Origin of the sequence: Bradyrhizobium genosp. P (assembly GCF_049949265.1) — a bacterium.
In the GTDB taxonomy this organism is placed as follows: Bacteria; Pseudomonadota; Alphaproteobacteria; order Rhizobiales; family Xanthobacteraceae; genus Bradyrhizobium.
In genome coordinates this window covers 1,984,151-2,008,732 of record NZ_CP188195.1, presented here as the reverse complement: position 1 = coordinate 2,008,732, position 24,582 = coordinate 1,984,151, and the positions used below count along the sequence as shown (strand labels likewise).

The following is a 24,582-nucleotide window of genomic DNA, read 5'->3' as shown; positions in this document are numbered from 1 at the left end:
GGATAGTCTTTCCTCTTCAGCACGGATTGAGTGGTGGCTCGCCCGCCAGGAAGCGGCGAACCTCTTCGGTCGCCCGCTCGGCGGCGACGGTGACGGTGCGCACGGAGGCGCCGGCGATGTGTGGCGTCAGCGTGACGTTGGGCAATTGCAACAGCGGCCAATCCGCCGGCACCGGCTCGACGGCGAAAGTATCGAGCATAGCGCCGCCAAGATGCCCCGAGGCCAGCGCATCGTGGAGCGCCGCATAGTCGACCAGCGGACCGCGCGCGGTATTGACCAGGAGTGCGCCCTGCTTGATCCGCGCCAGCGCCTCCCGCCCGATCAAGCCCGTGGTCTCGGCCGTGACCCGCGCGTGCAAGGTGATGACGTCGGCCCTCGCCAGCAAATCGCCGAGCGCGACATGCTCGACGCCGTCATTGCGGTCCTGGGCGCTGATCTGGACATAGGGATCGGCGACCAGGATCCGGCAACCGAATGCCTTGAGCAGCTTCACCACGCGGCTGCCGATCGCGCCGTAGCCGACGATGCCGACCGTCATCTCGCCGAGCTCTCGCCCGGTGCGGTCGGCACGATAGAGGTCGCCGCGCCATTCGCCCGCGCGCAGCGCCTCATGGCCGCTGCGGATCAGGCGGGTCTCGGCCAGGATGGCGCCGATGGTAAACTCCGCGACCGCGCTGGCGTTGCGGCCGGGCGTGTTGACGACCAGCACATTGTGGTCGCGCGCGGCCAGCAAATCGATGTTGACGGGTCCTCCGCGCGAGACCGCGATGAACTTCAGGTTCGGCAGGCGCTCCAGCATCGACCGCGAGATCGGCGCCAGATGGGTGACGAGAAGGCCCGCATCGCCGATGAAGGCGACGATCTCGTCAGGCTGTCCCATGAATTCCTTCAACCCGTCGAGTTTCGACCCCGCGTAGCCGTGCTCCATCGGCTCGTCCGGCCAGGGCTGCTCAAGGGTGCGGATATCGACGCCGTTGCCGCAGGCCGATGCGATGTGCTCGGCGAACATCGACGGCAGCATGAAGCGGTCGCCGATGATGGCAATGGACTTAGACATGGTCGTCTCCGGCGCGCAGCGCGGCAAATTGCTTCCAGACCGGCCGCGACGCCAGCCTCGCATCGAGGTAAGTCGGGAACATCCGGGCGTAACGCTTCGCCAGCGCCGCGTCAGGCGCTTGCGGGGCGCTGAGATGAGGTGCGACCCAATGCTCGGCGCACGCGGTCATGTCGGGATAGGCATCGATCGCAACGGCCGCGATCATCGCAACTCCCGCAGCACCGGCCTCGCCGCGGTTGCAGACGCGGATGTTGCAGTCCAAGGCGGCGCCGAGAATCGCGCCAAGCGCACGGCTGCGCGACGCGCCGCCCGTGATCCTGACGTCACGCGGCAGCGCGCCCATCACGGCGTAGCAATCTCGCGCGGCAAAGGCGAGCCCCTCCATCACGCCGCGCATCAAGTCTCCGTAACGATGACGCGAGCGCAGGCCGAAGAATTGCGCGCTCGCCTCGTGCGAAACGAACGGGCCGCGCTCACCGGCATCGGAAATAAACGGATGGAACAGCACCTCGCCCGGTTTCGCCTGCAGCACCTGATCGTCGAGCCGGCGGATCAGATCGGCGCGCGACCGCGTCACACCTTCGGCTGCCAGCACGTCGCGCGCGAGATCGAGCAGCCAGTCGATATTCAGCGTCGCCGCCATGTTGGACTGCATCTGCGCATAATGACCGGGAACCGGGAACGGCATCGTGTAACCGGTCGCCTCGGGGTTCAGCGTCACCGCGTCCGCGCTCCTGACGAGACGCATATGCATGCCGGTCGAACCGATGATGGTGCAGCCGACGTCGGGCGCCGGATCGTAGAGACCGGCGCCAAGCGCGTTGCAGAGCACATCCACATAACCGAGACAGACCGGTACGCCCTCGGGCATGCCGGTCTCGATCGCGGCCGCCGCGGTCAGCGGATGCGTCACCGCGGCACCGTCGACGACTTGCGGAAACAGCCGCAGCAGATCGGCGATGCCGATCAAGCGCGCGGTCTCGGTGTCGAAACTCCGCTTACGGAAGTCACCGCAGGTGAATGTGGCCTCCGACGGGTCGGTCGCGCGCTCGCCGGTTAGCAGGAAATAGAGCCAGTCCTTGCAATGAAAGGCGGTCGCGGCCCTGGCGATCGTGTCCGGCGCATGCGCCTGCAACCACGCCAGTTGCGGTCCCTGCTGGCAGGCGCTGAGCCCCGAGCCAGTACGCCGATAGAGCAGCGCGTTGTGCTCGCTCGCGCGGATCTCCTCGACCAGCGGGCCGGCGCGGGAGTCGAGCCAGAGCAGCCCCGGCGCGACCGGCCGGCCGTCATCATCGATCAGCCAGGTGCCGTCGCCCTGCCCGGTCACGGCGATCGCCGCCACGCGCGAAGCGAGTTCGGGCACGGCCGTCTCGAGCCCATGAATGACCGCCACGGTATCGCGCCACGTCCGCGCCATGTCCTGCTCGACATGGCCGCCGCTCGCAGTGTTGTAGGCATTGGGCAGCGACATATCACCGAGTTGCACGCCGGCGAGCGTGAACGCCACCGCCTTGATCAGCGAAGTGCCGGCGTCGATGCCGATGATGACGTCGCGGTTCACGGCGGCCATCGTCAGGACACCTCCGCATGGCGAATGCAGGTCCCGTCGATCCCGAAGATATGAAAATGACGCGGCTCCAGCGCGAACGGGACGATATCCCCCGGCCGCACCGCAACGCGCCCTTGCGTCACCGCAATCAGCATCCGGCCGCCGCAGTCACCGGCGACATGCGACTGATCGCCGAGCCACTGGTTGGAGACGACCTTGACCGGGACATTTCCTGTGCCGACCGCAATCTTCTGCGGCCGGATGCCGATCCGCACCTGCGCCGTCTCGCCGAGCGCCCTCGCGGCCGCGACGTCGAGTCCGGACGCGCTGATATCAAAGGTCATGCCTGAACCGATCGACAGCCGGAAGCCGCCATCCGATGTGATAACATCAGCGTCGAGCAGGTTCATCGGCGGCTCGCCGATGAAGCTCGCGACGAACAGGTTCGCGGGCCGGTTCTTCAAGTCCTTTTCGCTGGCGAATTGCTGCAGCACGCCGCCTTCCATCACCGCAATGCGGTCGGCCAGCGCGCTCGCCTCGGTTTGATCATGGGTGACGAAGATCGCCGTCATGCCACGTTCGGCGAGCAGGCTCTTGATCCGCCCGCGCAGCACGGCCCGCAGCTGCGGCTCCAGCTGTCCCATCGGCTCGTCGAGCAGATAGAGATCGGCATCGCGCACCAGCGCCCGTGCCAGCGAGACGCGCTGCTGCTGGCCGCCGGAGATCGCGCGGGGGTAGCTGCCGAGGATGTCGTCGATCTCGATCAGGCGGGCGATCTCGTCGACCCGGCGCGAGACCTCGCCGCGCGATAGCTGTCCGGATTTCAACGCGAACGCAATGTTCTCGCGAACCGTCAGTGGCGGATAGAGCGAATAGCCTTCAAAGGCCATCGCCACCTTGCGCCGCGCCGGAGGCAATTCATGGATCTGCCGCCCGTGGAGTACGATCGATCCGGCCGAGACGTCCTCGAAGCCCGCGATCATCCGTAGCGTCGAGGTCTTGCCGCAGCCCGACGATCCCAACAACGCGACGATCTCGCCCTTCTCAACCACCATGTCGAACGCGCGCACCGCCTGAACCGGCGCCTTGCCCCGGCTGCGGTAGACTTTGTCGACGCCCCTGAGTTCGAGCATGTCCATGGCCATCCGCTCCCTATGCCGCCTGGCGGCGATGCGACAGGCCGATCCAGAGGCCGGTCGCGCGATCGAACAGCATCGCCGCTTCAGGGTCAAAGCGGACGAAGACGGCATCATCGGCGGTGCCCAGCGAGGCGTCGTGCGGCAGCGCCGCCAGCCACTCCATTCCATCGGCGAGGCGGAGCAGCAGCACCGCCTTCTCGTGCATCGGCGTCACCGCGAGAATCCGCGCCGGGATGGCGTCGTCGCCGGGTGTAGACGAGATCACGAGATCGTCCGGCCGGATGGCAAGCCAGCATGGGCCGTCGGGCGCGGCGCCGACCGCCGAACCAAGCCGTGTCCTGGCACCCGCGACCACAGCCGAGAGTGCGTCATGCTCAGCAACCGGCGTGACCTCGGCGAGATTGATGGTGGGATCGCCGAACAGCCGCGCGACCGCGACGGAGGCGGGCTGCGCATAGATATCAGCCGGCGTCGCAACCTGCGCGAGGCGGCCATCGATCAGCACGGCGATACGGTCGGCGATCGCCATCGCCTCGCGATAGTCCTGCGTCACATAGAGCACCGCGGCCGCGCCGCGCCGCAGCAGGCTTGGCAGCTCGAGCCGCATCTCGTAGCGCAGCTTGGCGTCGACGTTGCGCAAGGGGTCGTCCAGCAGCAGCACCTCGGGATTGCCGATCAGCGCGCGTGCCAGCGCGGTGCGCTGTTTCTGGCCGTTCGACAATTCGCGCGGCGTGTGTCCGAGCACGTGCTCGATCTTGAGCAGCTTGCTGATCGCGGCGACGCGGGCCGCAACGTCGGCGGCCTTGGCACGCAGGCCGCTCGCGATATTGTCGCGCGCGGTCATGTGCGGGAATAGCGCAAAATTCTGGAACGCCATGCCTATGCCGCGGCGCTCGGGCGCCGCACCCACGATCGAGCGGCCGCCGACCTGGATGTCGCCATCGTCGGGCTCGAACATGCCGGCGATCATGCGCAACAGCACGGTCTTGCCGCTGCCTGACGGACCGAACACGGCGACGATCTCGCCGGGCTCGACCGTCAGCGACAGGTCTTCGGCCGGCCGCGCCGCGCCAAATGCCTTGCTGACCGAGTTCAGTTCGAGACGCGCCATCGGTTCAGCCTTTCACCGCGCCGAGCGACAGGCCCTCGACCAGATAGCGCTGGGCATAGAGTGCCAGCAGCAACGTCGGCGTCACCGAGAGCACGATCGCAGCGGCGATCTGACCATACTGGATGCCCGAGGCCGTGACGAAGGCGAGCGCGCCGACCGTCACTGGCTGCTTGTCGGCGGACGCCAGGATCAGCGCGAAGACGAAATTGTTCCAGCAGAAGATGAACGACAACAACCCGGCCGCGGCAATGCCTGGCCCCGCCAGCGGCACCGCGATGCGGGTGAACGCCTCACCCCAGGAGTGCCCGGCGAGCCGATAGGCATGCTCGATGTCGGGGCTGATGTCCTCGAAATAACCGCGCACGATCCACAGGATCAGGGGCAGCGCGATGAGCTGGTAGACCCAGACGATGCCGAAATAGGTGTCGTTGAGACCGAGTTCCTGATAGTAGAGCGACAGCGGCAGTAACACGAGCAGCGGCGGCGCGAAACGGAACGATAGCAGCGTGAAGGCGATGGTCTCGCCGAGCCGGAACTTGAAGCGGGCGAAGGCGTAAGCTGCAGGCACGCCAAGTAGCAACGCCAGCGCTACCGCCGCACTCGACAGCACGATGCTGTTGAACAGGTTGCGCATGAACGTAATCTGCAGATTGCCCGCAGCGGTTTGCAACTGACCCGAAATCAGCGCCCGGTAGTTCGACAGCGTCGGCTCGAACAGGAGGCGTGGCGGAATCCGCAAGATCTGGTCGTTGCTCTGGAACGACATCAGGAAGATCCAGACGATCGGAAACATGAAGAACAGCAGGATCAGCGTCAGCGCGACGCCCCGGAAGATGCGGCCGACAAAGCTGGAATGTTCCATCACGATCCTCCCGGCGTCACGCGTGGCCGTGCGCACGCGCGCGCAGGCGAAGCCAGTTCTTGATGAAGATGTTCGACAGAATGTTGGTGATGAGCCAGAGGATCATCAACAGCGCCGCCGACCTGCCGACATTGGTATACTGGAAGAATTCGAGATAGGCCTGCACCTGGAACACCATCAGCCGGTCGCCCGGCCCGCCCTGCGTCATCGCATAGATGATGTCGAATTGCTGGATGGAGTCGAGCAAACGGAACAGCGACGCCGTGATGATGTACGGCGTGAGCATCGGAAGCGTGATGCGGAAGAACACGAAGGTCGCCGGCACGCCGTCGAGGGCTGCCGCCTCAAACGGCTGGCGCGGCAGCGATCGTAGCCCCGCAAGCAGCAGGATCATGATGAACGGCGTGTAGACCCAGATATCGACCAGCACGACGGTAAACAGCGCCGTCGACGGATCGGACGCCCATTTGAAATCGGTGACGCCGAACAGGCTGACGAGATAGGACAGGATGCCGAAGCTTGGATTGGTCATCAGCTTCCACATCAGCGCCGCGATCGCCGGCGCCGTCATCAGCGGCAACAGCAGCATGATCGATACCGCGTTGTGGAATCGGGTCGGCCGGCGCAGCAATAGCGCGATCGTCAGGCCGAGCAAGAGCTCGAGCACGACCGTCAGCACGGTATAGGTGATCGAGATGCGGAGCGTGTTCCAGAACGCAGGATCGGAGAGGAAGTCGATATAATTGTCGAGGCCGATGAAGCCGCGCAGATACGGCAGGTTCAGCCGGTAGCGCTGCAGCGAATAGATCGCCGCGGTCACGAACGGAACCAGGATCGCGACGCAAATCAGCAGCGCGGGCAGGCTCAGCAGATAGGGCAGCAAGCGGACGCGCGGCTTGGGTCTTGCCGGCGCCGCCTGCGCATTCGTCTGAAGAAGTTGGACCATGCTCATGATGATAAGAGATCACATACAAGAGGAAAATCCGCCGACCCGGATCGGGGCCAGTGTCCGGGCCGGCGGGGTTGGCGTGGTGCGGAGGAATCGGCACCACGCGATGGATCAGCCGAGGCCGGCCTGCTTGAGCTGGCGGTTGATGCTGTCAGCGAGCTGGTCGAGCCCTTCGTCGACGGTGACTTCCTTCGCCACCATCTTCTGCAACGAGGCGGCCCATTCCGTCGTCAGGTCGAAGAACAGCGGTTGCGCCGTGAAGTAGATCTTGGCGCCGGGCGACGACACGTCATGCTGCTCGAGATAACCCGGATAGGATTTCGCGATGCGGTCACGGAACTCGCTGTCCTTCCACACGGATGCGCGCACCGGATTGACGAGGTCCATCTTGCGCGCCCCGAACAGGCCGTGCTCGGTCGATGCCGCCCACTGCATGAACAGCCACGCCGCGTCCTTCTGCTTGGAAAAGGTCGACATCGCGAGCGACCAGATCCAGACGTTGGGAGTTGGCGCCTTGGCGGCCGGGTTGGCGGCGAACGGCGCATAGCCGAGGTGGCCCTTCTCCTTGTTGTCGCCGCCATTCATGAAGTAGCCAAGGATATCGGCGTCGAAGATCATGCCGGAGGCGCCGGCGCCGACGTCGGTGCCGACCTGGTACCAGGTGTAGGTCGACCAGTTCTTCGGGCCCGATGTCTGGATCATCCTGACCCACTTCTCGTGGAAATCCTTCGACGCCTTGGTGTTCATCGCGGCCTTGAGCTTGCCGCCCTCCATCACGAAATCCTTCTGGCCGAAATTCGAATAGGCCGACAGGAAACCGGGATGAATGGTCGCCCAGGAGCGCGAGCCGCGCACGCCGACGCCGTAAGGGCCGCCGGCGTCCTTGGTGATCTTGGCCGAGACCTCCAGCATCTCGTCGAGGTTCTTCGGCGGCTTGACGCCGACCTTGTCGAAGATGTTGCGGTTGTAGGTGATGTTGTTGAGCTCATAGCCCCAGGGGATGCACCACTGCTTGGCTTTGCCCGAGCCGAGTTCGGAGCCGGCGACGCCATCCCACGCCGTCGAAGCGCGCAGGCCCGGCAGCACGTCGTCCCAGGCAAAGGCCGGGTTGGTCTTCGCCGGATCCTTGATGTAGGTGTTGAGGTCCTCGATCCAGCCGGCCGGACCGTAGGTCCAGGTCATGTAGGCGCCGGTCATGAAGGCGTCGTACTGGTCCGACTTCGACGACAGCGCTGCGGTCACCTTGTCGAAATAGACGTCCTCCGGGAAAATATCGTAGGTGATGTTCATTCCGGTCAGCGTCTTGAACGCCTCGATGTCGCCGATCATCGCGTCGACATAGGGATGTTTGTTGAGGAGCAGCTTGACGGACTTGCCGCTCTGCGATTTCCAGTTGAAGTCGGCGGCCATCGCGTTCGACGTCGATGAGGCGAAAGCGGCGTTCGCGGCAACACCCGCGATGCCGAGCTTGGCGGCGCCGTCAAGCAGATCGCGGCGGCTGATGCGTTTGGCGGCGTAGGAGTCGAACAGATTCTTCTCGCGATCGAACATGTATTTCCTCTCCTTGTTGACGCTTGTTACGTTTCCTTCCGGGCCTTGCTTCTCGTCCTGCCGGATGTCGTCTCCGGCTTATCGGTGGCGAGTGCTTTCGCTGTCACTTCGTCGGTGATGAAGCCGTGCAGCACGCCGCTGCGCAGCACCCCGCGCAGCGCCGTCACCTTCGCGGTGCCGCCGGCGATCGCGACGATTCGATGTTTCTTCAGGTCGGACACGCTCATCGAGGTCGCGCGCGCCGAGAGATCGGTGTCGAGCACGGCTCCGTCGGCGCCGAAGAAATGTCCGAGCAGGTCGGCGCAGGCGCCGACGCGCTTCAACTCGGCCACTTCGTCGGGCCTGATCATGCCGCTCGACACCAGAAATCCCTCGCGGCTGATCTGGCCGATGCCGACGAACAGCAGCGAGGCCTTTCGCGCCAGCGCGAACACCTCGGCGATGCCGAATTGCTGCATCAGCACAGCGCGGTCGGCGACTGAATTCGCGAACACCGGCACCGGCAGCAGATAGGCTTCCGCGCCGGTGCGCTCCGCCAGGCGATGGATCAGGTCGAACGGATTGGCGGCGAATTTCCGGGTCAGCCCGCCGAGCAGCGACACGAACTGCACGTCGCGGGCCGGCGTCTGCGGCATCTGCTCGACGACGGCCGCAAGCGTGCGGCCATGGCCGACGCCGATCACCTTGTCGTCGCCGCGTTCGAGAATCTGGCGGAGGAAGCTCGCGCCTTCGAGCGCCAATGCCTTCAACGGCAACTCACCCTCGCCCAAATCCGGTGCGACGCGGCAGAACGACAGGCCAAAGCGCTGCGCGAGATCGTTCTCCAGCGCGACGCATTCGGCAACCGGCCCCTCGACGAAAACCCGGATCATGCCCTCGCGGCTGGCGCGCGCGATCAGCCGGTGCGCCTTGGTGCTCTGGATGTTGAGGCGGTCGGCAACCTCCGACTGGGTCAACCCGGCCGCGAAATACAGCCACGCCGCCCGCGTCGCGAGCGACGCCTCGCCATCGATCGACGGCAGCCGGTCGGACGGGGGAGACATTCCCGGAAAAGTCCCGCTTGCAAATTTCTTCATGGCCTGCAAAAAATTGCAGAGGCCGGGCGGGGCGTCAATCCCCTAAACGTGCTGCAGCGCAACCGACGCTCCGCGAGCGTCGGTGCGCGGGCACCAAATCAACGGTGGAGTCGCATGGGAGGTTTGTTCCTCGGCATCGATGTCGGAACTGGAGGAGTCCGCGCCTGCGCCATCGATGCGCAGGCCGGCATACGCGGCTTCGCGTCGGCCGCACTGCCCGCACCGCGCGTCGACGGCAATGCCATCGACCAGACGCCGGAGCTATGGTGGCAGGCCGCCGTCGACTCGATCGGCAGGCTCGGCGAGATGATCGATCTCGGCGAGATCACACGCATCGTCGTCGACGGCACATCGGGGACACTGCTGCTGACCGATGCGGCCGGCCGCCCCTGCACGCCGGGCCTGATGTACAACGATGCCCGCGCGACACGGCAGGCCGCACGCGTCGCCGCGGTCGCACCGTCGGAAAGCGGCGCGCATGGCGCGAGCAGCGCGCTCGCCAAGCTGCTCTATCTGCTGGACGAAGGCTATATCGGCGACATCAGCCACGCGCTCCACCAGGCCGATTGGATCGCCGGCCGGCTCGCTGGCTGTTACGGCATCAGCGACGAGAACAATGCGCTGAAGCTTGGCTACGATCCGGTCACGCGCAGTTGGCCGGCCTGGCTCGACCAGCTTGGCGTGCGGCACGATCTGCTTCCCCAGGTGCTGGTACCGGGAACGCCGTTCGCCGAGATCAACCCGGCTATCGCACGGAGGCTTGATCTATCGCCATCAGCGCAGATCGCCGCGGGCACGACCGATGGTGTCGCCGCCTTCATCGCAACCCGCGCCGACGAGCCCGGAGATGCCGTCACCTCGCTCGGCACCACGCTGGTGGTGAAGCAACTTGCGACCCAACCGATCTTCGCAGCCGATCAGGGAGTCTATTCACACCGGCTCGGCGACCGCTGGCTTGCCGGCGGCGCGTCCAACTCCGGCGGCGCCGCGCTGTTGATACATTTCACCGCCGACGAGATGGAGCGATTGACGCCGTGGGTCGAGCCGGATCAGCCGACCGGGCTCGACTATTATCCGCTGCCCAAGCCCGGCGAACGGTTCCCGATCGCCGATCCGGCGCTCGCTGCGCGGATCACGCCGCGTCCGGCGGAAGATCATCGCTTTTTTCAGGCCCTGCTCGAGGGCATCGCCGCGGTCGAAGCGCTCGCCTACCGTCAATTGGCGCGGCTCGGCGCACCAAGCTTGCGTCGCGTCATCGGGATCGGCGGCGGCGCAAAGAATGAGGCATGGACCAGGATCAGGCGCCGCACGCTCGGCGTCCCCGTCTCCGTCGCCGAGCAGACCGAAGCAAGCTACGGCGCCGCACTGCTCGCCCTGAAGGGTGGTCCGCCATGACAGCCAGCGCTATCGCGATATCAGGTCTTCGCGCCATCGCCGACCGCTTCGATCATGTGCTGCTCGACCAATGGGGCACGCTGCATGAAGGCATGACGGTGTTTCCCGTAGCCCATGACTGCGTGCTGAGACTGCATGAGGCCGGCAAGCGGATCCTGATCCTCTCCAACTCCGGCAAGCGCGCCGACAGCAATCAGCGACGCCTCGCCGCGCTCGGCCTGCCGCCGGACATCTACGACGGCGTGCTGTCGTCGGGCGAGGTCACCTGGCGCGGCCTGCATGCGCGCCAGGATGGCCCCTTTGCCGGGCTTGGACGTGCCTGCTTCCTGATCTCGCGCGACGGCGACCGCTCGATCGTCGATGGACTAGACCTCGCTGTCGTTACGTACATTCACGACGCCGATTTCGTCCTGCTGGCCGGTCTGGACGACAGTGCCGCCGATCCCGAGCAATGGCGCGGACGTTTGACGGAGGCCGCCGCGCGCAAATTGCCGATGCTGTGCGCCAATCCCGATCTCGTCATGTTCGGCGTGGGCGGTCTGCTCCCCGCGCCGGGTGCACTCGCGGCCTTCTATCGAGAGCTCGGCGGCACGGTAATGTTCGTTGGCAAGCCGCATGCGCCGATGTTCGCAGCCGCGCTCGAACGATTGAAGCATCCGCACCCAGAACGGATCCTTGTCATCGGCGACTCCCTCGATCACGATATCGCCGGCGGCCGCGCCGCCGGAATGTTGACCCTGCTGATCGGTTCCGGCGTTCACCGGGGAACACTGGCACAATCGAGCGATCTGTCGCTGGCGACCCGGAACGCGGCCGACGCAGCAGCGCGGACGCCGCACTGGACGATGCAACATCTGGCCTGGTGAGAAAATTGCGATGCAACAGCCGCAAGTCCTGACCGAACTTCGCCGCATGTCGGCGCGCGTCGGCGGCAATATCCTGCTGGTGCAGGGCGCCGGCGGCAATTCGTCCGTCAAGGACGGCGACGTGCTGTGGGTGAAGGCCTCCGGCACCTGGCTATCCGACGCCGAGGACAAGGACATCTTCGTGCCGGTGGCGCTGGCTGCGGCGCGCGCGGCGCTGGCGGCGGGCGATGAACGCGCACCGCTCGCGCCGGGAGCGCGGACGACGCTGCGCGCTTCGATCGAGACGGCGCTGCATGCATTGATGCCGCACCCTGTCGTGCTGCACGTCCACTCGGTCAACACCATCGCATGGGCGGTACGAACCGACGCAGGCGAGGAATTCGCTGCGCGATTGCAGGGATTGTCGTGGTGCCGCCTCGGCTATCATCATCCCGGCCTGCCGCTGGCGCAGGCCGTATCCAAGGCGATCGCGCAGGGTAACGTCGACGTGCTGATCCTCGGCAATCATGGCCTCGTGGTCGGCGCGGCGACCTGCGCCGAGGCGGAAGCGCTGGTCGCCGATGTCGAGACGCGCCTCGCGCTGACGCCGCGTGACGCTGCGATCGCGGATCAAGACATACTTCGGCTGGTCTGCGCAGGCACGGATTATCGCTTACCCAGTGATCCGCTCAGCCACCAGACCGCCACCGACCCGTACAGCTTCTCAATCGCGACACGTGGCTCGCTTTATCCGGATCATGTCGTTTTTCTCGGACCGGCGATGCCGGTCTTGACTGAAAATGCAAGCCTCGCCGCGGAAAGCGCACGCGTCACGGCAGGCGGCTCGCCTCCCCCGGTCGCATATCTCGTGCCCGGCGCGGGCGCAGTGATCCGAAAGGATGTCGGCGCCGGTGCCGAGGCCATGTTGAGCTGTCTTGCCTTGGTGACCAGCCGCATCCCGCTCGCCGCCGGCATCATTTATCTGTCGCCAACCAACGAACAGGCCTTGCTGAACTGGGATGCCGAGCATTACCGGCAGCAGCTCACCGCCAGCCGCTGACGGCGCGGCTATACGACGCCCGGCGTGCGAAGCACCACGATTCCGGTTGCATCAGCCGCCACCAAGAAATGCCGGCGCCAGATCTTCCTGCACGATGATGTGAGCTGCTTCCGCCGTCAGCTCGCCGCCAACCGGATCCAGATTTTTGGCGGCTTCGAAGAGCAGTGCGCGGACGTCGTCCGGCGTCAGCACGCCCTTGGCTACAAGCTTCCGCACCAGGGCCTGCAGAATCAGGACATCGATTTCGCCATGTGCAAGCGGCGTCGCCTTTTCGATCATGATCGTCTCCCGGGTCTTGGTCCCGGGGAGTTGCCCCCGGGATCTTGGGTCCGTCATTCGAGTGCCGGGCACAAGCCCTAGCGTGAAGGTCGCTTAAGATCCTCGTGCAGGTGCTCGAACGCCTGACGCAGGCCATGAATCTGATCGACGAGATGGAGGATGACGTCGATACCTTCGTCGTTGACCCCGAAATCGCCCTTCAGATCCCGGATCAAATGGGCCCGCGCCAGATCGGTGTCGGAGAAGCCCGTGTCTGCGGTGGTCCGATCCGGAACGAGCCATTGCTGCTCGATCCAGAACTCCAGGGTCTGAACTTCGAGACCCGCACTGGTCAGGAACTGCTGCTTGGTCATGATCATGATGCGCCATCCTCGCGCGGATTGAATCCTTTTCGATCCCAGTTCGAAACGAACGCCTCGAGCTCGGGATCCGCCCCTTTGGGCAAGACCACCTTGAGTTTGACGAATTCGTCTCCATGACCTCCGCCAACGCGAGGCGCGCCCTTGCCTCTCAGCCGCATCGTCGTACCGGTGTTCGATCCCTTCGGGACCGTCATGGTCACATCACCGGTCGGCGTCGGAACGCGAATTTTTCCACCGAGCACAGCCTCGGACAACGAGATCGGCAGTTCGAGCGAGATGTCGTCGCCCTCACGCGTGAAACGCGGATCCGGGCGGACCTCGACCTCGATCAGTGCGTCGCCGGGACCGCCCTTGCCGGCGCCGGGTGCACCCTTGCCGCGCAGCCGGATCGTCTGCCCATCGACGAGGCCCGGTGGAATCGTCACGTCGAGCGTGCCTCCGTCGGGCAATGTCAGACGCTTGCTTGCACCGGTAATCGATTCGGCAAAATCGATCGTCAGGCTGTAATGCAGATCGCGACCGCGCCGGTTCGCACGCGCCTGCTCGCTCCGCCTCAGCAGTTCGGCGAACGCGTCGTCCGCATCCATGTAGTCGGCATAACCGGAACTGTCGGCATAGGGATGTGCGGCATCCGAGGCGGCAAAATCCCGATAGTAATGATGCTGCGGCCGTTCGGCGCCGCTCTCATCGATCTCGCCGGCGTCGAAGCGCTTGCGCTTTTCGGCATCGCCAAGCAGATCGTACGCACCGGCGACTTCCTTGAACTTCTCTTCGGCCGCCTTGTCCCCGGGATTGAGATCCGGGTGCAGCTTCTTCGCCAGTTTCCGATAGGCCTTCTGGAGATCAGCCGCCGACACCGTCGGGGCAACGCCGAGAACCTCGTACGGATTTCTCACGACCTCCTCCGCAAGAAAATGAGTTCGCTCGAAATCATGAGGGCTCAAAACCGGACGATTTGCAAGACCGCCCGCGCTTCACTCATCAGCGGCCAGCGCGAGCCAGGCGCTCACGCCACGTATCGCACTATGCCGTGTGTCCGGGATCCAGATATTTCGGCATGTTCTTTTCCTGCTGCGGCGTCATTTTGGCGGTGTCCGGCTTGCCCGGCACGCCCCTCGGACCGAGCAAGGCTCGCGTCATGTCGTCTTCGCTCAAGCGCGGCTTACCGTCGTCAAGTTGCCCGTCGCCGCCGTGACTTTGCGCCATGAGTGACCTCCTGTGGATGAAGTCCTGCGAATCGGCCGTTCAGAAAATTCCGCGCCCCGCCGGAACACTCCGGCGGGGCGCGGACACCATGTTTAGCGTTGCTCGGGCCGCTTCTCTTCAGCGGGATGGCCGGCAGGCGGACGCGGAGGAGCAGCTCTCGGCGCCGGCGCTGCGGGCCGCGCCTCAGGCCGCGCGATCTGTTCCGGACGCGCTTCGGGCCGCGCCGCAGGCTCCGGTCGCGCCACCGGCTCCGGTCGTGCTTCGGGCCTTGCTGCAGGCTCGGGCCGCGCCACCGGCTCTTCCTTGCGCACCTGTTCAGGTTTGCGCTCCTCGACCGCCGGCCGGTTCTCCTGGACGGCGGGCCTTGCCGGCTCGGCTGCCGGCCTCGGCTCAACCCGTGTCACGGGAGCGGGCGCCGCGCGTTTCTCCTCGACGGCAGGTCTGTTCTGCTGAGCAGGAGCAGGAAGCTCCTTCCCCGGGACCGGGAGCGCATGGGATGATTCCGCAGGCGCCGGCCCCGGTCTTCCCGGCTCTCCAGCCGCCGGTCTCGCGCCATTCGCGGGCACAACCTCGCCAGCCGGCCGCGCGCGGACCACGCCCGGGCCCTTCAGCTCGCCGGGACGCGCGGTCGCGCCAATAGCCGGCACGCCGTTGTTGGTTCGCTTGAACAGGCTCGGATCCTGGCTCGCCGTCTCGACCTGCTTGCGCTGCAGTGGCGTCGGAGCGAAGTGCTGCTCCTTGGCGATGGTCCGGTCTTCGGCAGTCGGCCGCACTTCGATGCCGCCCTTGCCGCCGTTGTAGCTGACGTTGTTGATCGTCCGATCGATGGTGACGTTCTTCTCGTAGACGTTCGTAATCCTCGCACCCTGCAGATTGTTCACAGTGCGATTGTAGAAGAACGCGCCATGGTCCCACCGTCCGCCCTCGTAGCCGGCGCCGCCATAGCCAAAGCCGTAATTGATGCCGCCATAGAAGCCGACTCGATCACCCCAATAGCCGGGATGGAAAATGTAGCCGCCCGCAAACCCACCCCAGTAGCCAGGGGTCCACAACAGCCCGGCCCGCGGCGGCTGAACCCACGTACCCGGCACCCAGTAATAGTCACCCTGGTCCTCGTCCCAAGACCAATTACCCGGCGACCAGAGATAGCCAGGCCCAGGCAGCGGCGGCTGATCATAGGTCGGCAGCGGCGGCGGCGCCGTCTCGACAGCATTGACGGGTGCACAAGCCGCGTCTTGCGCGACGGCAGGCACAGACATTGTGCCGGCGGCGCAGAACAGCGCCGCTGCCATCGTCGCACGCGACACTGATAAAGGGAGACGAACTGTCATTGGGGGGAAGCCTCTTCTTGGTGAGCACCAAGGTGGTGCGCACGATTGAACGAGAAAGCCGGAACAAAAGTTCCGCGCTTCGGCGACAAACCAGCGCGCCGCATGGCCACCGCTTGGACCTTACACCAAGCTGAATTGTTACGGCCTGCTGGCAAGCTACCGTCCCGGTCGCAGCTCCAGACTTTCGAGGCCCGCGGCGACGCTGAGACCGACCTCGCCTTGCACGCTCACCGGCTGCAACGCGATGGAATTATTCGAGCCGCCGACCAGCACGTTGCCGCCTACACCAACGCCAAGCGCGGCGCTGGCATCGGCACCGGCGTAGGTGCCGGCAAGATCGCCCTGCCCGAGGCGTGACACCGGTGCGAACACGTTCCAGGCAAGCGCAGTCTTCTCGGTGAGACCGATATCGAGACCCACCTTCTGGATAACGGCGACATAACGAGCATCCGGCGCGCCACTGATGCGGAGCACGCAGCCGAGATTGGTCACCGATCCCACGATGAATCCAATACTGGCAGCACCACGGCATTCGAGCACGCCGATCTGTACGCGCTTCATCTGCTGCTGCGCGGCGGCAGGGCCGACAAGCCCAGTGAGCATGGTCGCGGCGATGGTGGCAACGACGGTCGAACGGCGCATTGCGAAACTCCCCATTGAGAAAGGACGATATGTTGTGAAGCTGATAGTGAGGTATCGGATCGGCACGCTACGACGCCCTACATTTTCGGCGTGCGCGATCGGTAGAAGGCGACTGGTCGGCGGAGATAAAGATTACGTCCCTGGCGGGGCTCGCGACAATTCCGGCTGGCGACGATGGTGCCGGGCGGTGTCCATCACTTCTGTATCGCCGCTGCACTTCAACCCGATGACGCTCACCCGTCGCCCTCACTTCGCGTGAAACTTGATGGCAGCATGCGTGCCGTCGCAGAACGGCTTGTTCCTGGATTCACCACAACGGCATAGCGTCATGCGGTTGCGCGCCTCATACTCGCTACCATCGGCAGCAATCAGCGCGATGCCCCCGCGCAGCCAGATCGGGCCGCTGCAAGTCTCTGCGGGATCCTCGATCAGACCGATCGACGGCGCCAACTCAGGCTCGAGCGCCGCCCCACGCGCCTTGTCCCACACCACCAGGCGCCCCGACGGACAAGCCTGCACCTGCCGAATGAACGTCGCGCGCACCTTGGGATCATCGCTTGCGGCAGCTTGGCTCCAGACCTGACCGTTCGGGTCACAAAACCGCGCGAACGCGCACAGGCTCTCGACATCGAGCAGCGCCAGCGAAGGGCCGTCGAATATCTTCGCCTTGTCGGAGAATGGCGCGCGATCGGCAATTTCGGTCCCGTCAAAGCCGATCCTTGCATGGGAACCGTCGCAGAATGGCTTCTTGTTCGAATGTCCGCACCGGCACAGCGCATATCTCGCCCCGGCCGACGGCAGAGCGTGTTCGACCCAGTCCTCCGACGATCCATCGGAACCGGTAGCGATGACTTGCTCGGATAGCTTCACGCCACCCGCCACCATGTACGGACCGTCTTGCGTGACGGTGACACGCGCCCCGCCGCCTGAGTCTTTCATCGAGACACCTCACTGAAAAGGAAACGCTCAGAGGCAAGGAAACGCCGCGGCACACCCACTTCGCGCATCAGGGTGCTCTGCCCGGCATTCGGGCTGAGCATTCAAACATCGTGAACAATCCGGCTCAATCATGGCGAAGCATCACGCCGACCTTTTCTTGTCGTCGTCAGCGGCGTTGATCTGACCTTACCCAAGACGGCACTCCCCTCAGTCTGATTGTTCAGGGTCTTCTGCTGACACATGACGCGCAGACGCCGGATTTGGTTCCCGCCGCAAATCCGCCTCAAGTGCCGATTGTCACAAAAGGACAACAGCCCTCTCCAATTATGCGTAGTAACCAATGATCTTCGTACGATTGTAATCACCGGAAAGGTGGCGGCGACCGAGACAGCCGACCACACCGATTCCGACTCGTCGGGCTGCTGCCCTCGTCGATCATCGCAACATGACGTTGTCTCCAAACGTGGGTGCGCGTTCGGAGACAACGTTTTGGACCAGTGCCCCCGCTGGCCGACATGTTCGGACGTTGACTATGACCTGAAACGACCACACGATAAGGCAGTTCGACAAAGTCACGCCCACCGCTCGGCCGGCGCTACCGCAGTTGAATGTCAAATGATGGATGTCATCGTTCCGCCATCCGACACGGGCGTGAATGCGTGGCATGCAAGGTTCCCGAGGAGCAAGTTTCTCCACGAGCATGTGTTGCCTTGAGGTGCCACGATGAACATAGAGAAATACACCGATCGCTTGCGGGGCTTCATCCAGTCGGCCCAATCGTTCGCCATGCGCGAGGGGCACCAGCAATTCTCGCCGCTCCACATCCTGAAAGTCCTGCTCGACGACAGCGAAGGTCTTGCGGGTGGCCTGATCGACCGATCGGGCGGCAACTCACGCGCGATCCTGAAGGCGACAGAGGACGCGCTGGCGAAGCTTCCGAAGGTGAGCGGCGCCGGTTCAGGACAGATCTATCTTGCGCCCGAGACCGCGCGCGCCTTCACTGCCGCAGAGCAGGCGGCGGACAAGGCCGGCGACAGCTTCGTCAGCGTCGAACGCCTGCTGCAGGCGCTCGCAGCCGACAAGGACAGCGAGGCCGGCAAGCTGCTCGCCAAGGGCGGCGTCAACCCGCAGAACCTCAACGCAGCCATTAACGCGCTGCGCAAGGGACGCACGGCCGACAGCGCGTCGGCTGAGAATGCCTACGACGCGCTGAAGAAATATTCCCGCGACCTGACCCAGGCCGCGCGCGACGGCAAGCTCGATCCCGTGATCGGCCGCGACGAGGAGATTCGCCGGACCATCCAGGTGCTATCGCGCCGGACCAAGAACAATCCGGTCCTGATCGGCGAGCCCGGCGTCGGCAAGACTGCGATCGTCGAGGGCCTGGCGCTGCGCATCATCAACGGCGACGTGCCGGAAAGCCTGCAGGACAAGGCGCTGCTCGCGCTCGACCTTGGCGCGCTGATCGCCGGTGCGAAATATCGCGGCGAGTTCGAGGAACGGCTCAAGGCGGTGCTGCAGGAAGTGACGACCGCCGAGGGCGGGATCATTCTCTTCATCGACGAGATGCACACGCTGATCGGCGCTGGAAAGACCGACGGCGCGATGGATGCATCCAACCTGCTGAAGCCTGCGCTGGCCCGCGGCGAGCTGCACTGCATCGGCGCGACGACGCTCGACGAGTATCGCAAGCATGTCGAGAAAGACGCGGCACTGGCGCGGCGCTTCCAGCCGGTGTTCGTGTCGGAGCCGACGGTCGAGGATACGATTTCGATCCTGCGCGGCCTCAAGGACAAATACGAACAGCATCATGGCGTCCGCATCGCGGATTCAGCGCTGGTCGCGGCCGCGACGCTGTCGAATCGCTATATCACCGATCGCTTCCTGCCCGACAAGGCGATCGACCTCATGGACGAGGCGGCGGCGCGGTTGAAGATGCAGGTCGACTCCAAGCCGGAAGAACTCGACTCGCTCGACCGCGAGATCATTCGCCTCAAGATCGAACAGGAAGCGCTCAAGAAGGAAACCGATCGCGGCTCCAGGAGCCGCCTCGAGACCCTCGAGAAAGATCTCGTGGACCTTGAAAAGAAATCGGCGGACATGACGTCGAAATGGCGGGCCGAAAAGGGCAAGCTCTCCGATGCGCAAAAGATGAAGGGCGAGCTCGAACAGCTGCGCACCGAGCTCGCCAATGCGCAGCGCCGGGGCGAATTCCAGAAGGCGGGCGAGCTGGCCTATGGCCGGATCCCCGAGTTGGAGAAGAAGCTCGCCGCCGTCGAAGCCAGCGAGACCTCGTCGACCAGCGAAACCGTGACGGCCGATAATATCGCGCAAGTGGTGTCGCGCTGGACCGGCGTACCGGTCGACAAGATGCTGGAGGGCGAAAAGGACAAGCTCCTGAAGATGGAGGACATGCTCGGCAAGCGCGTCGTCGGTCAGGCCGAGGCGGTGCGCGCGGTGTCGACCGCGGTGCGCCGCGCCCGCGCCGGCCTGCAGGACCCCCACCGTCCGATCGGATCCTTCATGTTCCTGGGGCCGACCGGCGTCGGCAAGACCGAGCTTGCCAAGGCGCTCGCCGAGTATCTGTTCGACGACGAAACCGCGATGATCCGCCTCGATATGTCCGAATACATGGAGAAGCATTCGGTCGCGCGGCTGATCGGCGCGCCTCCCGGCTATGTCGGCTACGACGAAGGCGGCGCGCTCACCGAGGCGGTGCGCCGGCGGCCCTATCAGGTCGTGCTGTTCGACGAGATCGAGAAAGCGCATCCGGATGTCTTCAATGTCCTGCTGCAGGTGCTGGACGACGGACGCCTCACCGACGGTCAGGGCCGCACCGTCGACTTCCGCAACACGCTGATCATCATGACCTCGAACATCGGCGCGGAATATCTGGTCAACCAGCCGGAAGGCCAGGATACGAGCGTGGTTCGCGACCAGGTGATGAACATGGTGCGCGCCCACTTCCGTCCGGAATTCCTCAACCGGATCGACGAGATCATCCTGTTCCACCGGCTGCAGAAGAATGAGATGGGCCGGATCGTCGAGATCCAGTTCGCGCGCCTGCGCAAGCTGCTGGAGGATCGCAAGATCGAGCTGGAGCTCGACCCGAAGGCGCGGGACTGGCTTGCGGACAAGGGCTGGGATCCCGCCTATGGCGCCCGTCCGCTGAAGCGCGTGATCCAGCGCAGCGTGCAGGATCCGCTCGCCGAGATGATCCTCGCCGGCGACGTACGAGACGGCTCGCACGTGAAGATCTCCGCAACCAAGGCCGGCCTCACCTTCAACGGCAAGAAGCCGGAGACCGCCTCGACAGACGAATTCGAATCGGTGTGAGGTCGTGCCGCATTGCCGATGTGCCATTCATTGCCGCGTCGTCAATTGGCAGGCATGATCGCGGTGCAGAGCATAACCAGGGAGAAAGCCATGTCGGGCCAGAACATCAAGGAAGATATGGAGGTCATCGGGGCCGACGGCGTGCATGTCGGCACCGTCGATCACGTGGTCGACAACCGCATCAAGCTCAAGAAAAGCGACAGCGGCGAAGGTCTGCATAAAGGGCATCATCACTACATCGAGCTCGGCTTCGTCGCCGGCGTGGAAGGCTCAAAGGTTCGGCTATCAGCCATTGCCGCAATTGCGGTGACGCTCGAGGAGGAGCGGTCCGGAAAACCGGTCGATCCTTCCGCGGAAGCCTAGCCATTCGAGCCCTTGTCAAGATAACGGTTGCATGCTCCTCTCCCTGCCGCTTGGTCATTCGCCGGGCAGCCTGCCTTGCTCTCTGCAGCCTCTTGCTCTCTGCAGCCTCGGGATCGTAGTTCAGTAAGGAGAGATGCGTGCCATCAGCCGTTCCGCAACCGGTCGCTGCGAAGCTGACGCGCGCCGCTATCTTTCTAGCCGTCACGATCAAGCCCGATCCGCAATATGACGCGGTGGTGCGGTCGCTGTGCAGCGATCTGGGCGGGCTGCTGCGCGCCGTGGGCTTCCGTGACCTCGAGGGCAGGCTGTCATGCGTGATGGGGATCGGCTCGGACGCATGGGACCGGTTGTTCGGCGCGCCGAGGCCGAAAGATCTGCATCCGTTCCGCGAAATCCATGGCGTTCATCACGCCGTCGCAACCCCGGGCGACCTGCTGTTTCACATCCGTGCCGTGCCAATGGATCTGTGCTTCGAGCTTGCTACACAGATCATGGCGCGGCTCGGCGATGCCGTCGCCACGTCGGACGAGGTGCACGGCTTCAAGTATTTCGATGAGCGCGACCTGCTCGGCTTTGTCGATGGAACGGAAAACCCGCAAGACCAGGCGGCGCTTGAGGTTACCATCATCGGCGACGAGGATGCGACCTTTGCCGGCGGCAGCTACGTGATCGTACAAAAATATCTCCATGACATGAAGAAATGGAACGAGCTGCCCGTCGAGATGCAGGAGAAGATCATCGGCCGGGCCAAACTGTCCGACATCGAGCTGGACGATACGGTGAAGCCGAGCTACGCGCACAACGCCCTGACCACGATCGTGGAGAACGGCGAAGAACTCGATATCGTGCGCGACAACATGCCGTTCGGCAACATCAGCAAGGGCGAGTTCGGCACCTATTTCATCGGCTATGCCAAATCCCCGCACCGGACCGAGCAGATGCTGGAGAACATGTTCGTCGGCCGTCCACCGGGCAACTATGACCGCCTGCTCGACTTCAGCCGCGCCGTGACCGGCACGCTCTACTTCATCCCGTCGGCGACATTCCTGGACGATGTCGCGAGCGAAGCACCCGCGCCGTCACCCGCCGCACCATCGCTGGATGACGAGGATCAGACTGACGAAGCGCCCGCACCAAGGATATCGCCGTCCGATGGCTCACTCGGGATCGGCTCACTGAAAGGAGAGGCTGGACATGAATAACCTTCATCGGGGACTCGCCCCCATCTCGGACGCGGCGTGGGCGCAGATCGAAGAGGAAGCCTCCCGGACCCTGAAGCGTCATCTCGCTGCGCGTCGTGTCGTCGACGTGGATGGCCCAAAGGGCACGGATTTCTCCGCCGTCGGCACCGGTCACCAGCAGAAAATCCAGACACCGGGCGACGGCGTCGAAGCGGCGCAACGCGACGTCAAGGCGCTCGTCGAACTGCGCGTTCCGTTCGAGCTGACGCGCGAGGCGATCGACGACGTGGAGCACGGATCGAACGATTCCGACTGGGACCCGCTGAAGGATGCCGCGCGCAAGATCGCCTTCGCCGAAGATCGCGCCGTGTTCGACGGATACGCTGCCGCTGGAATTCAGGGCATTCGTCAAGGCACCAGCAACCCGGTGCTGACGCTCCCGGCCAGCGTGAAAGGTTATCCCGGCGCGGTCGCGCAGGCGGTGAGCCAGTTGCGGCTAGCCGGCGTCAACGGCCCCTATACGCTGCTGCTCGGCACCGAGCCGTATACCGCAATCGGCGGTGCCACCGACGATGGCTATCCGGTGCTGCAGCACATCCAGCGTCTGATCGACGGCAAGATCATCTGGGCGCCCGCCATCGAAGGCGGCGTCGTGCTCACCACCCGCGGCGGTGACTTTCAGCTCACCATCGGTCAGGACCTTTCGATCGGCTATCTCAGCCATTCGGCGACCTCGGTCCAACTCTATTTCCAGGAGACGATCACCTTCCTGATGCTGACCAGCGAGGCCTCCGTGGTGCTTGCGGCGCCTGAAGCGAAAAAGCCCGCCTGACGGCACACGGCGTCAAATCGTCGAGACGGCTTCCGGCCGTCTTGATGCTAATTCCAAACGCGAACTCAACAGGAGGCGCTCGATGCAGGAATATGATCTCTACATCAATCCGCAGAAGGCGTCGGTGGGCCTGTACGTCCGCAAGGGCGCCGGCCTTCCCGATCTGGCCGACGCCAAGAACTGGGTCTTCGACGGCACTTCGGCTCAGGCCAATCTGCCGCCGGCGCTCGTGAAAGAGATCGACGCCAACGGTCACGCCTTCCGCGACATGGATTGAGGCCGGGCTCCGTCCTCAGTCTCACCGATCTTGACCGGTGCAGTCTCGGGCATCAGGCTCATTGCGACGAGTCCGACCGTCGCCGCGAGCAGAAGGTACCAGGACGGCGCCAGCGGATCGCCGGTTACGTGAAGCAGCCAGGTGACCACCAGTTGCGCGGTGCCGCCAAATGTCGCGATCGCAACCGCGTAGATCGTGGCGAACACGCCGCCGCGAATGTTCTGCGGCAGTGCTTCGGTGAAAGCCGCATAGAACGCGGTGAATGGCAGGGATCCGATGAACGACAGGATGCCGAAGCCGAACAGCAACGACCATGCGCCGGGCGCCTGCACGATCCACAGGAAGGCCGGATAGGTCAGCACCAGCACGACGAGCTGGGGCCAGATCATGATCGGCTTGCGTCCGAACCGGTCAGCAAGCCAGCCGCCCAGCAGCGCGCCGATGATCTGAAGCCCATTGCTCACCAGCGACACGGTGAACGCCAGCGACGGCGACACGTGCAGGGTGTTCTTGGCATAGGTCGTCATGTACTGGGTCACATAGGTCGAGATCGTACCGCTGGCCAGGATCATCAGTGCCAGGACGATGACGCGGACATGCCGGCGCGCCTGCACGACATGGCTCGAGCTCTCGACGCTCTCGGCCGTACGCTCCGCGTGCGAAACCGTCTCGGGCAACGTCCGGCGCATCCATAGTCCGAACGGCAGGCAGACGGCGCCGATCAGGAATGCGAGGCGCCATCCATAGGCTTCGAGCATCCCTGACGTCATCGTGCTGCTCAGGATGACGCCGACCAGCGCGCCCGCAGTGGCCGCGATCTCCTGGCTGGCGGGCTGCCACGCCACCACCAGGCCGCGACGCTGCGGCGACGCGATCTCGATGAGATAGGCCGTGGTCGGTCCGACCTCGCCGCCGAGGGCAAATCCCTGCACCATCCTTGCTGCGATTACGATGATCGGGGCCGCCAGGCCGATCGCGTCATAGGATGGCGTGAGCGCGATGGTCAGGATCGCAGCGCCCATCATCGCGAAACTCAGCAACATCGCCGGCCGCCGGCCGACGCGGTCGGAAAAAATGCCGAGCACGATGCCGCCGATTGGCCGCGTCAGAAAGCCGGCACCGAACGTCGCAAGCGACAGCATGAGGCTGGCGTATTCGCGGTGGGCGGGAAAGAAAGTGCGCCCGATCTCGACCGCAAAGAAGCTATAGGTAATGAAATCATAGAATTCGAGCATATTGC

General features: G+C 64.4%; 24 protein-coding genes. 8 read left to right on the top strand and 16 right to left on the bottom strand.

The features are described from left to right. Positions 1 to 16: 16 nt before the first annotated feature. The 8 genes from ACP2YO_RS09895 to ACP2YO_RS09860 all read right to left on the bottom strand — a co-directional run bounded on the left by ACP2YO_RS09895 (position 17) and on the right by ACP2YO_RS09860 (position 9,261). Complete coding sequence (locus ACP2YO_RS09895) at positions 17 to 1,057, bottom strand: 2-hydroxyacid dehydrogenase (RefSeq protein WP_426440694.1); 1,041 nt, start codon at positions 1,055 to 1,057, stop codon at positions 17 to 19. After that, positions 1,050 to 2,627 carry an FGGY family carbohydrate kinase gene (locus tag ACP2YO_RS09890; RefSeq protein WP_426440693.1) on the bottom strand — a complete coding sequence of 526 codons (1,578 nt, stop codon included), beginning with the start codon at positions 2,625 to 2,627 and terminating at the stop codon, positions 1,050 to 1,052. Before ACP2YO_RS09890 ends, ACP2YO_RS09895 begins: the two co-directional genes overlap by 8 nt. Positions 2,628 to 2,629: 2 nt before the next feature. Then, positions 2,630 to 3,739 (bottom strand): ABC transporter ATP-binding protein, encoded by a 1,110-nt coding sequence (locus ACP2YO_RS09885; protein ID WP_426443118.1) that lies wholly within the window; start codon positions 3,737 to 3,739, stop codon positions 2,630 to 2,632. A 19-nt stretch (positions 3,740 to 3,758) separates the two neighbouring features. Beyond that, a complete protein-coding gene (locus ACP2YO_RS09880) occupies positions 3,759 to 4,856 on the bottom strand; it encodes an ABC transporter ATP-binding protein (RefSeq protein WP_426440692.1) in 1,098 nt (365 codons plus the stop codon). Between the two features lie 4 nt (positions 4,857 to 4,860). After that, positions 4,861 to 5,718 carry a carbohydrate ABC transporter permease gene (locus ACP2YO_RS09875; RefSeq protein WP_426440691.1) on the bottom strand — a complete coding sequence of 286 codons (858 nt, stop codon included), beginning with the start codon at positions 5,716 to 5,718 and terminating at the stop codon, positions 4,861 to 4,863. Positions 5,719 to 5,734: 16 nt separating this feature from the next. Then, positions 5,735 to 6,664, bottom strand: a complete 930-nt coding sequence (locus ACP2YO_RS09870) for a carbohydrate ABC transporter permease (protein WP_426443117.1) — start codon at positions 6,662 to 6,664, stop codon at positions 5,735 to 5,737. 114 nt (positions 6,665 to 6,778) lie between these two features. Beyond that, complete coding sequence (locus ACP2YO_RS09865; protein ID WP_426440690.1) at positions 6,779 to 8,218, bottom strand: extracellular solute-binding protein; 1,440 nt, start codon at positions 8,216 to 8,218, stop codon at positions 6,779 to 6,781. Between the two features lie 26 nt (positions 8,219 to 8,244). Next, a complete protein-coding gene (locus ACP2YO_RS09860; RefSeq protein ID WP_426440689.1) occupies positions 8,245 to 9,261 on the bottom strand; it encodes a sugar-binding transcriptional regulator in 1,017 nt (338 codons plus the stop codon). A gap of 147 nt (positions 9,262 to 9,408) precedes the next feature. Here ACP2YO_RS09860 and ACP2YO_RS09855 point away from each other — a divergent pair, with 147 nt between their 5' ends. From ACP2YO_RS09855 to ACP2YO_RS09845, 3 genes are read left to right on the top strand one after another with little or no spacing between them, the layout of a single operon-like run. Beyond that, positions 9,409 to 10,689 carry an FGGY-family carbohydrate kinase gene (locus tag ACP2YO_RS09855; protein WP_426440688.1) on the top strand — a complete coding sequence of 427 codons (1,281 nt, stop codon included), beginning with the start codon at positions 9,409 to 9,411 and terminating at the stop codon, positions 10,687 to 10,689. After that, entirely contained in the window at positions 10,686 to 11,555 is an 870-nt protein-coding gene (locus tag ACP2YO_RS09850) for a TIGR01459 family HAD-type hydrolase (protein ID WP_426440687.1), read from the top strand. Before ACP2YO_RS09855 ends, ACP2YO_RS09850 begins: the two co-directional genes overlap by 4 nt. Positions 11,556 to 11,565: 10 nt before the next feature. Then, entirely contained in the window at positions 11,566 to 12,594 is a 1,029-nt protein-coding gene (locus ACP2YO_RS09845) for a class II aldolase/adducin family protein (protein ID WP_426440686.1), read from the top strand. A 51-nt stretch (positions 12,595 to 12,645) separates the two neighbouring features. On the opposite strand, the gene ACP2YO_RS09840 is transcribed toward ACP2YO_RS09845, so the two are convergent. The 7 genes from ACP2YO_RS09840 to ACP2YO_RS09810 all read right to left on the bottom strand — a co-directional run bounded on the left by ACP2YO_RS09840 (position 12,646) and on the right by ACP2YO_RS09810 (position 17,353). Next, a complete protein-coding gene (locus ACP2YO_RS09840; protein WP_426440685.1) occupies positions 12,646 to 12,873 on the bottom strand; it encodes a hypothetical protein in 228 nt (75 codons plus the stop codon). A 77-nt stretch (positions 12,874 to 12,950) separates the two neighbouring features. Then, positions 12,951 to 13,226 carry a chaperone modulator CbpM gene (locus ACP2YO_RS09835; RefSeq protein WP_426443116.1) on the bottom strand — a complete coding sequence of 92 codons (276 nt, stop codon included), beginning with the start codon at positions 13,224 to 13,226 and terminating at the stop codon, positions 12,951 to 12,953. A gap of 2 nt (positions 13,227 to 13,228) precedes the next feature. Next, on the bottom strand, positions 13,229 to 14,131 hold the full coding sequence (locus ACP2YO_RS09830) for a DnaJ C-terminal domain-containing protein (protein WP_426440684.1): 903 nt from the start codon (positions 14,129 to 14,131) through the stop codon (positions 13,229 to 13,231). Between the two features lie 127 nt (positions 14,132 to 14,258). Next, the gene (locus tag ACP2YO_RS09825; protein ID WP_426440683.1) at positions 14,259 to 14,441 is read right to left on the bottom strand and encodes a hypothetical protein; all 183 of its coding nucleotides are present in this window, start codon (positions 14,439 to 14,441) and stop codon (positions 14,259 to 14,261) included. A gap of 92 nt (positions 14,442 to 14,533) precedes the next feature. After that, positions 14,534 to 15,772, bottom strand: coding sequence for a hypothetical protein (locus tag ACP2YO_RS09820; RefSeq protein WP_426440682.1), 1,239 nt, complete (start codon positions 15,770 to 15,772; stop codon positions 14,534 to 14,536). A 156-nt stretch (positions 15,773 to 15,928) separates the two neighbouring features. Then, complete coding sequence (locus tag ACP2YO_RS09815) at positions 15,929 to 16,414, bottom strand: DUF992 domain-containing protein (protein ID WP_426440681.1); 486 nt, start codon at positions 16,412 to 16,414, stop codon at positions 15,929 to 15,931. A 246-nt stretch (positions 16,415 to 16,660) separates the two neighbouring features. After that, entirely contained in the window at positions 16,661 to 17,353 is a 693-nt protein-coding gene (locus tag ACP2YO_RS09810) for a CDGSH iron-sulfur domain-containing protein (RefSeq protein ID WP_426440680.1), read from the bottom strand. Positions 17,354 to 18,076: 723 nt separating this feature from the next. Between ACP2YO_RS09810 and clpB the strand changes: the two genes are divergently transcribed. The 5 genes from clpB (at position 18,077) to ACP2YO_RS09785 (ending at position 23,342) form a co-directional block, all read left to right on the top strand. Beyond that, complete coding sequence (gene clpB, locus ACP2YO_RS09805; RefSeq protein WP_426440679.1) at positions 18,077 to 20,689, top strand: ATP-dependent chaperone ClpB; 2,613 nt, start codon at positions 18,077 to 18,079, stop codon at positions 20,687 to 20,689. 90 nt (positions 20,690 to 20,779) lie between these two features. Beyond that, positions 20,780 to 21,052 (top strand): DUF2171 domain-containing protein, encoded by a 273-nt coding sequence (locus tag ACP2YO_RS09800; RefSeq protein ID WP_426440678.1) that lies wholly within the window; start codon positions 20,780 to 20,782, stop codon positions 21,050 to 21,052. A gap of 137 nt (positions 21,053 to 21,189) precedes the next feature. Further along, positions 21,190 to 22,254, top strand: a complete 1,065-nt coding sequence (locus ACP2YO_RS09795; protein WP_426440677.1) for a Dyp-type peroxidase — start codon at positions 21,190 to 21,192, stop codon at positions 22,252 to 22,254. After that, positions 22,247 to 23,065: a family 1 encapsulin nanocompartment shell protein gene (locus tag ACP2YO_RS09790; RefSeq protein ID WP_426440676.1), complete on the top strand. Its 819-nt coding sequence runs from the start codon at positions 22,247 to 22,249 to the stop codon at positions 23,063 to 23,065. Before ACP2YO_RS09795 ends, ACP2YO_RS09790 begins: the two co-directional genes overlap by 8 nt. An 82-nt stretch (positions 23,066 to 23,147) precedes the next feature. Next, positions 23,148 to 23,342 (top strand): hypothetical protein, encoded by a 195-nt coding sequence (locus ACP2YO_RS09785; RefSeq protein WP_426440675.1) that lies wholly within the window; start codon positions 23,148 to 23,150, stop codon positions 23,340 to 23,342. Here ACP2YO_RS09785 and ACP2YO_RS09780 read toward each other — a convergent pair. Continuing rightward, positions 23,318 to 24,577 (bottom strand): MFS transporter, encoded by a 1,260-nt coding sequence (locus ACP2YO_RS09780; protein WP_426443115.1) that lies wholly within the window; start codon positions 24,575 to 24,577, stop codon positions 23,318 to 23,320. The two genes, ACP2YO_RS09785 and ACP2YO_RS09780, sit on opposite strands and share 25 nt — an antisense overlap. Between the last annotated feature and the right edge of the window lie 5 nt (positions 24,578 to 24,582).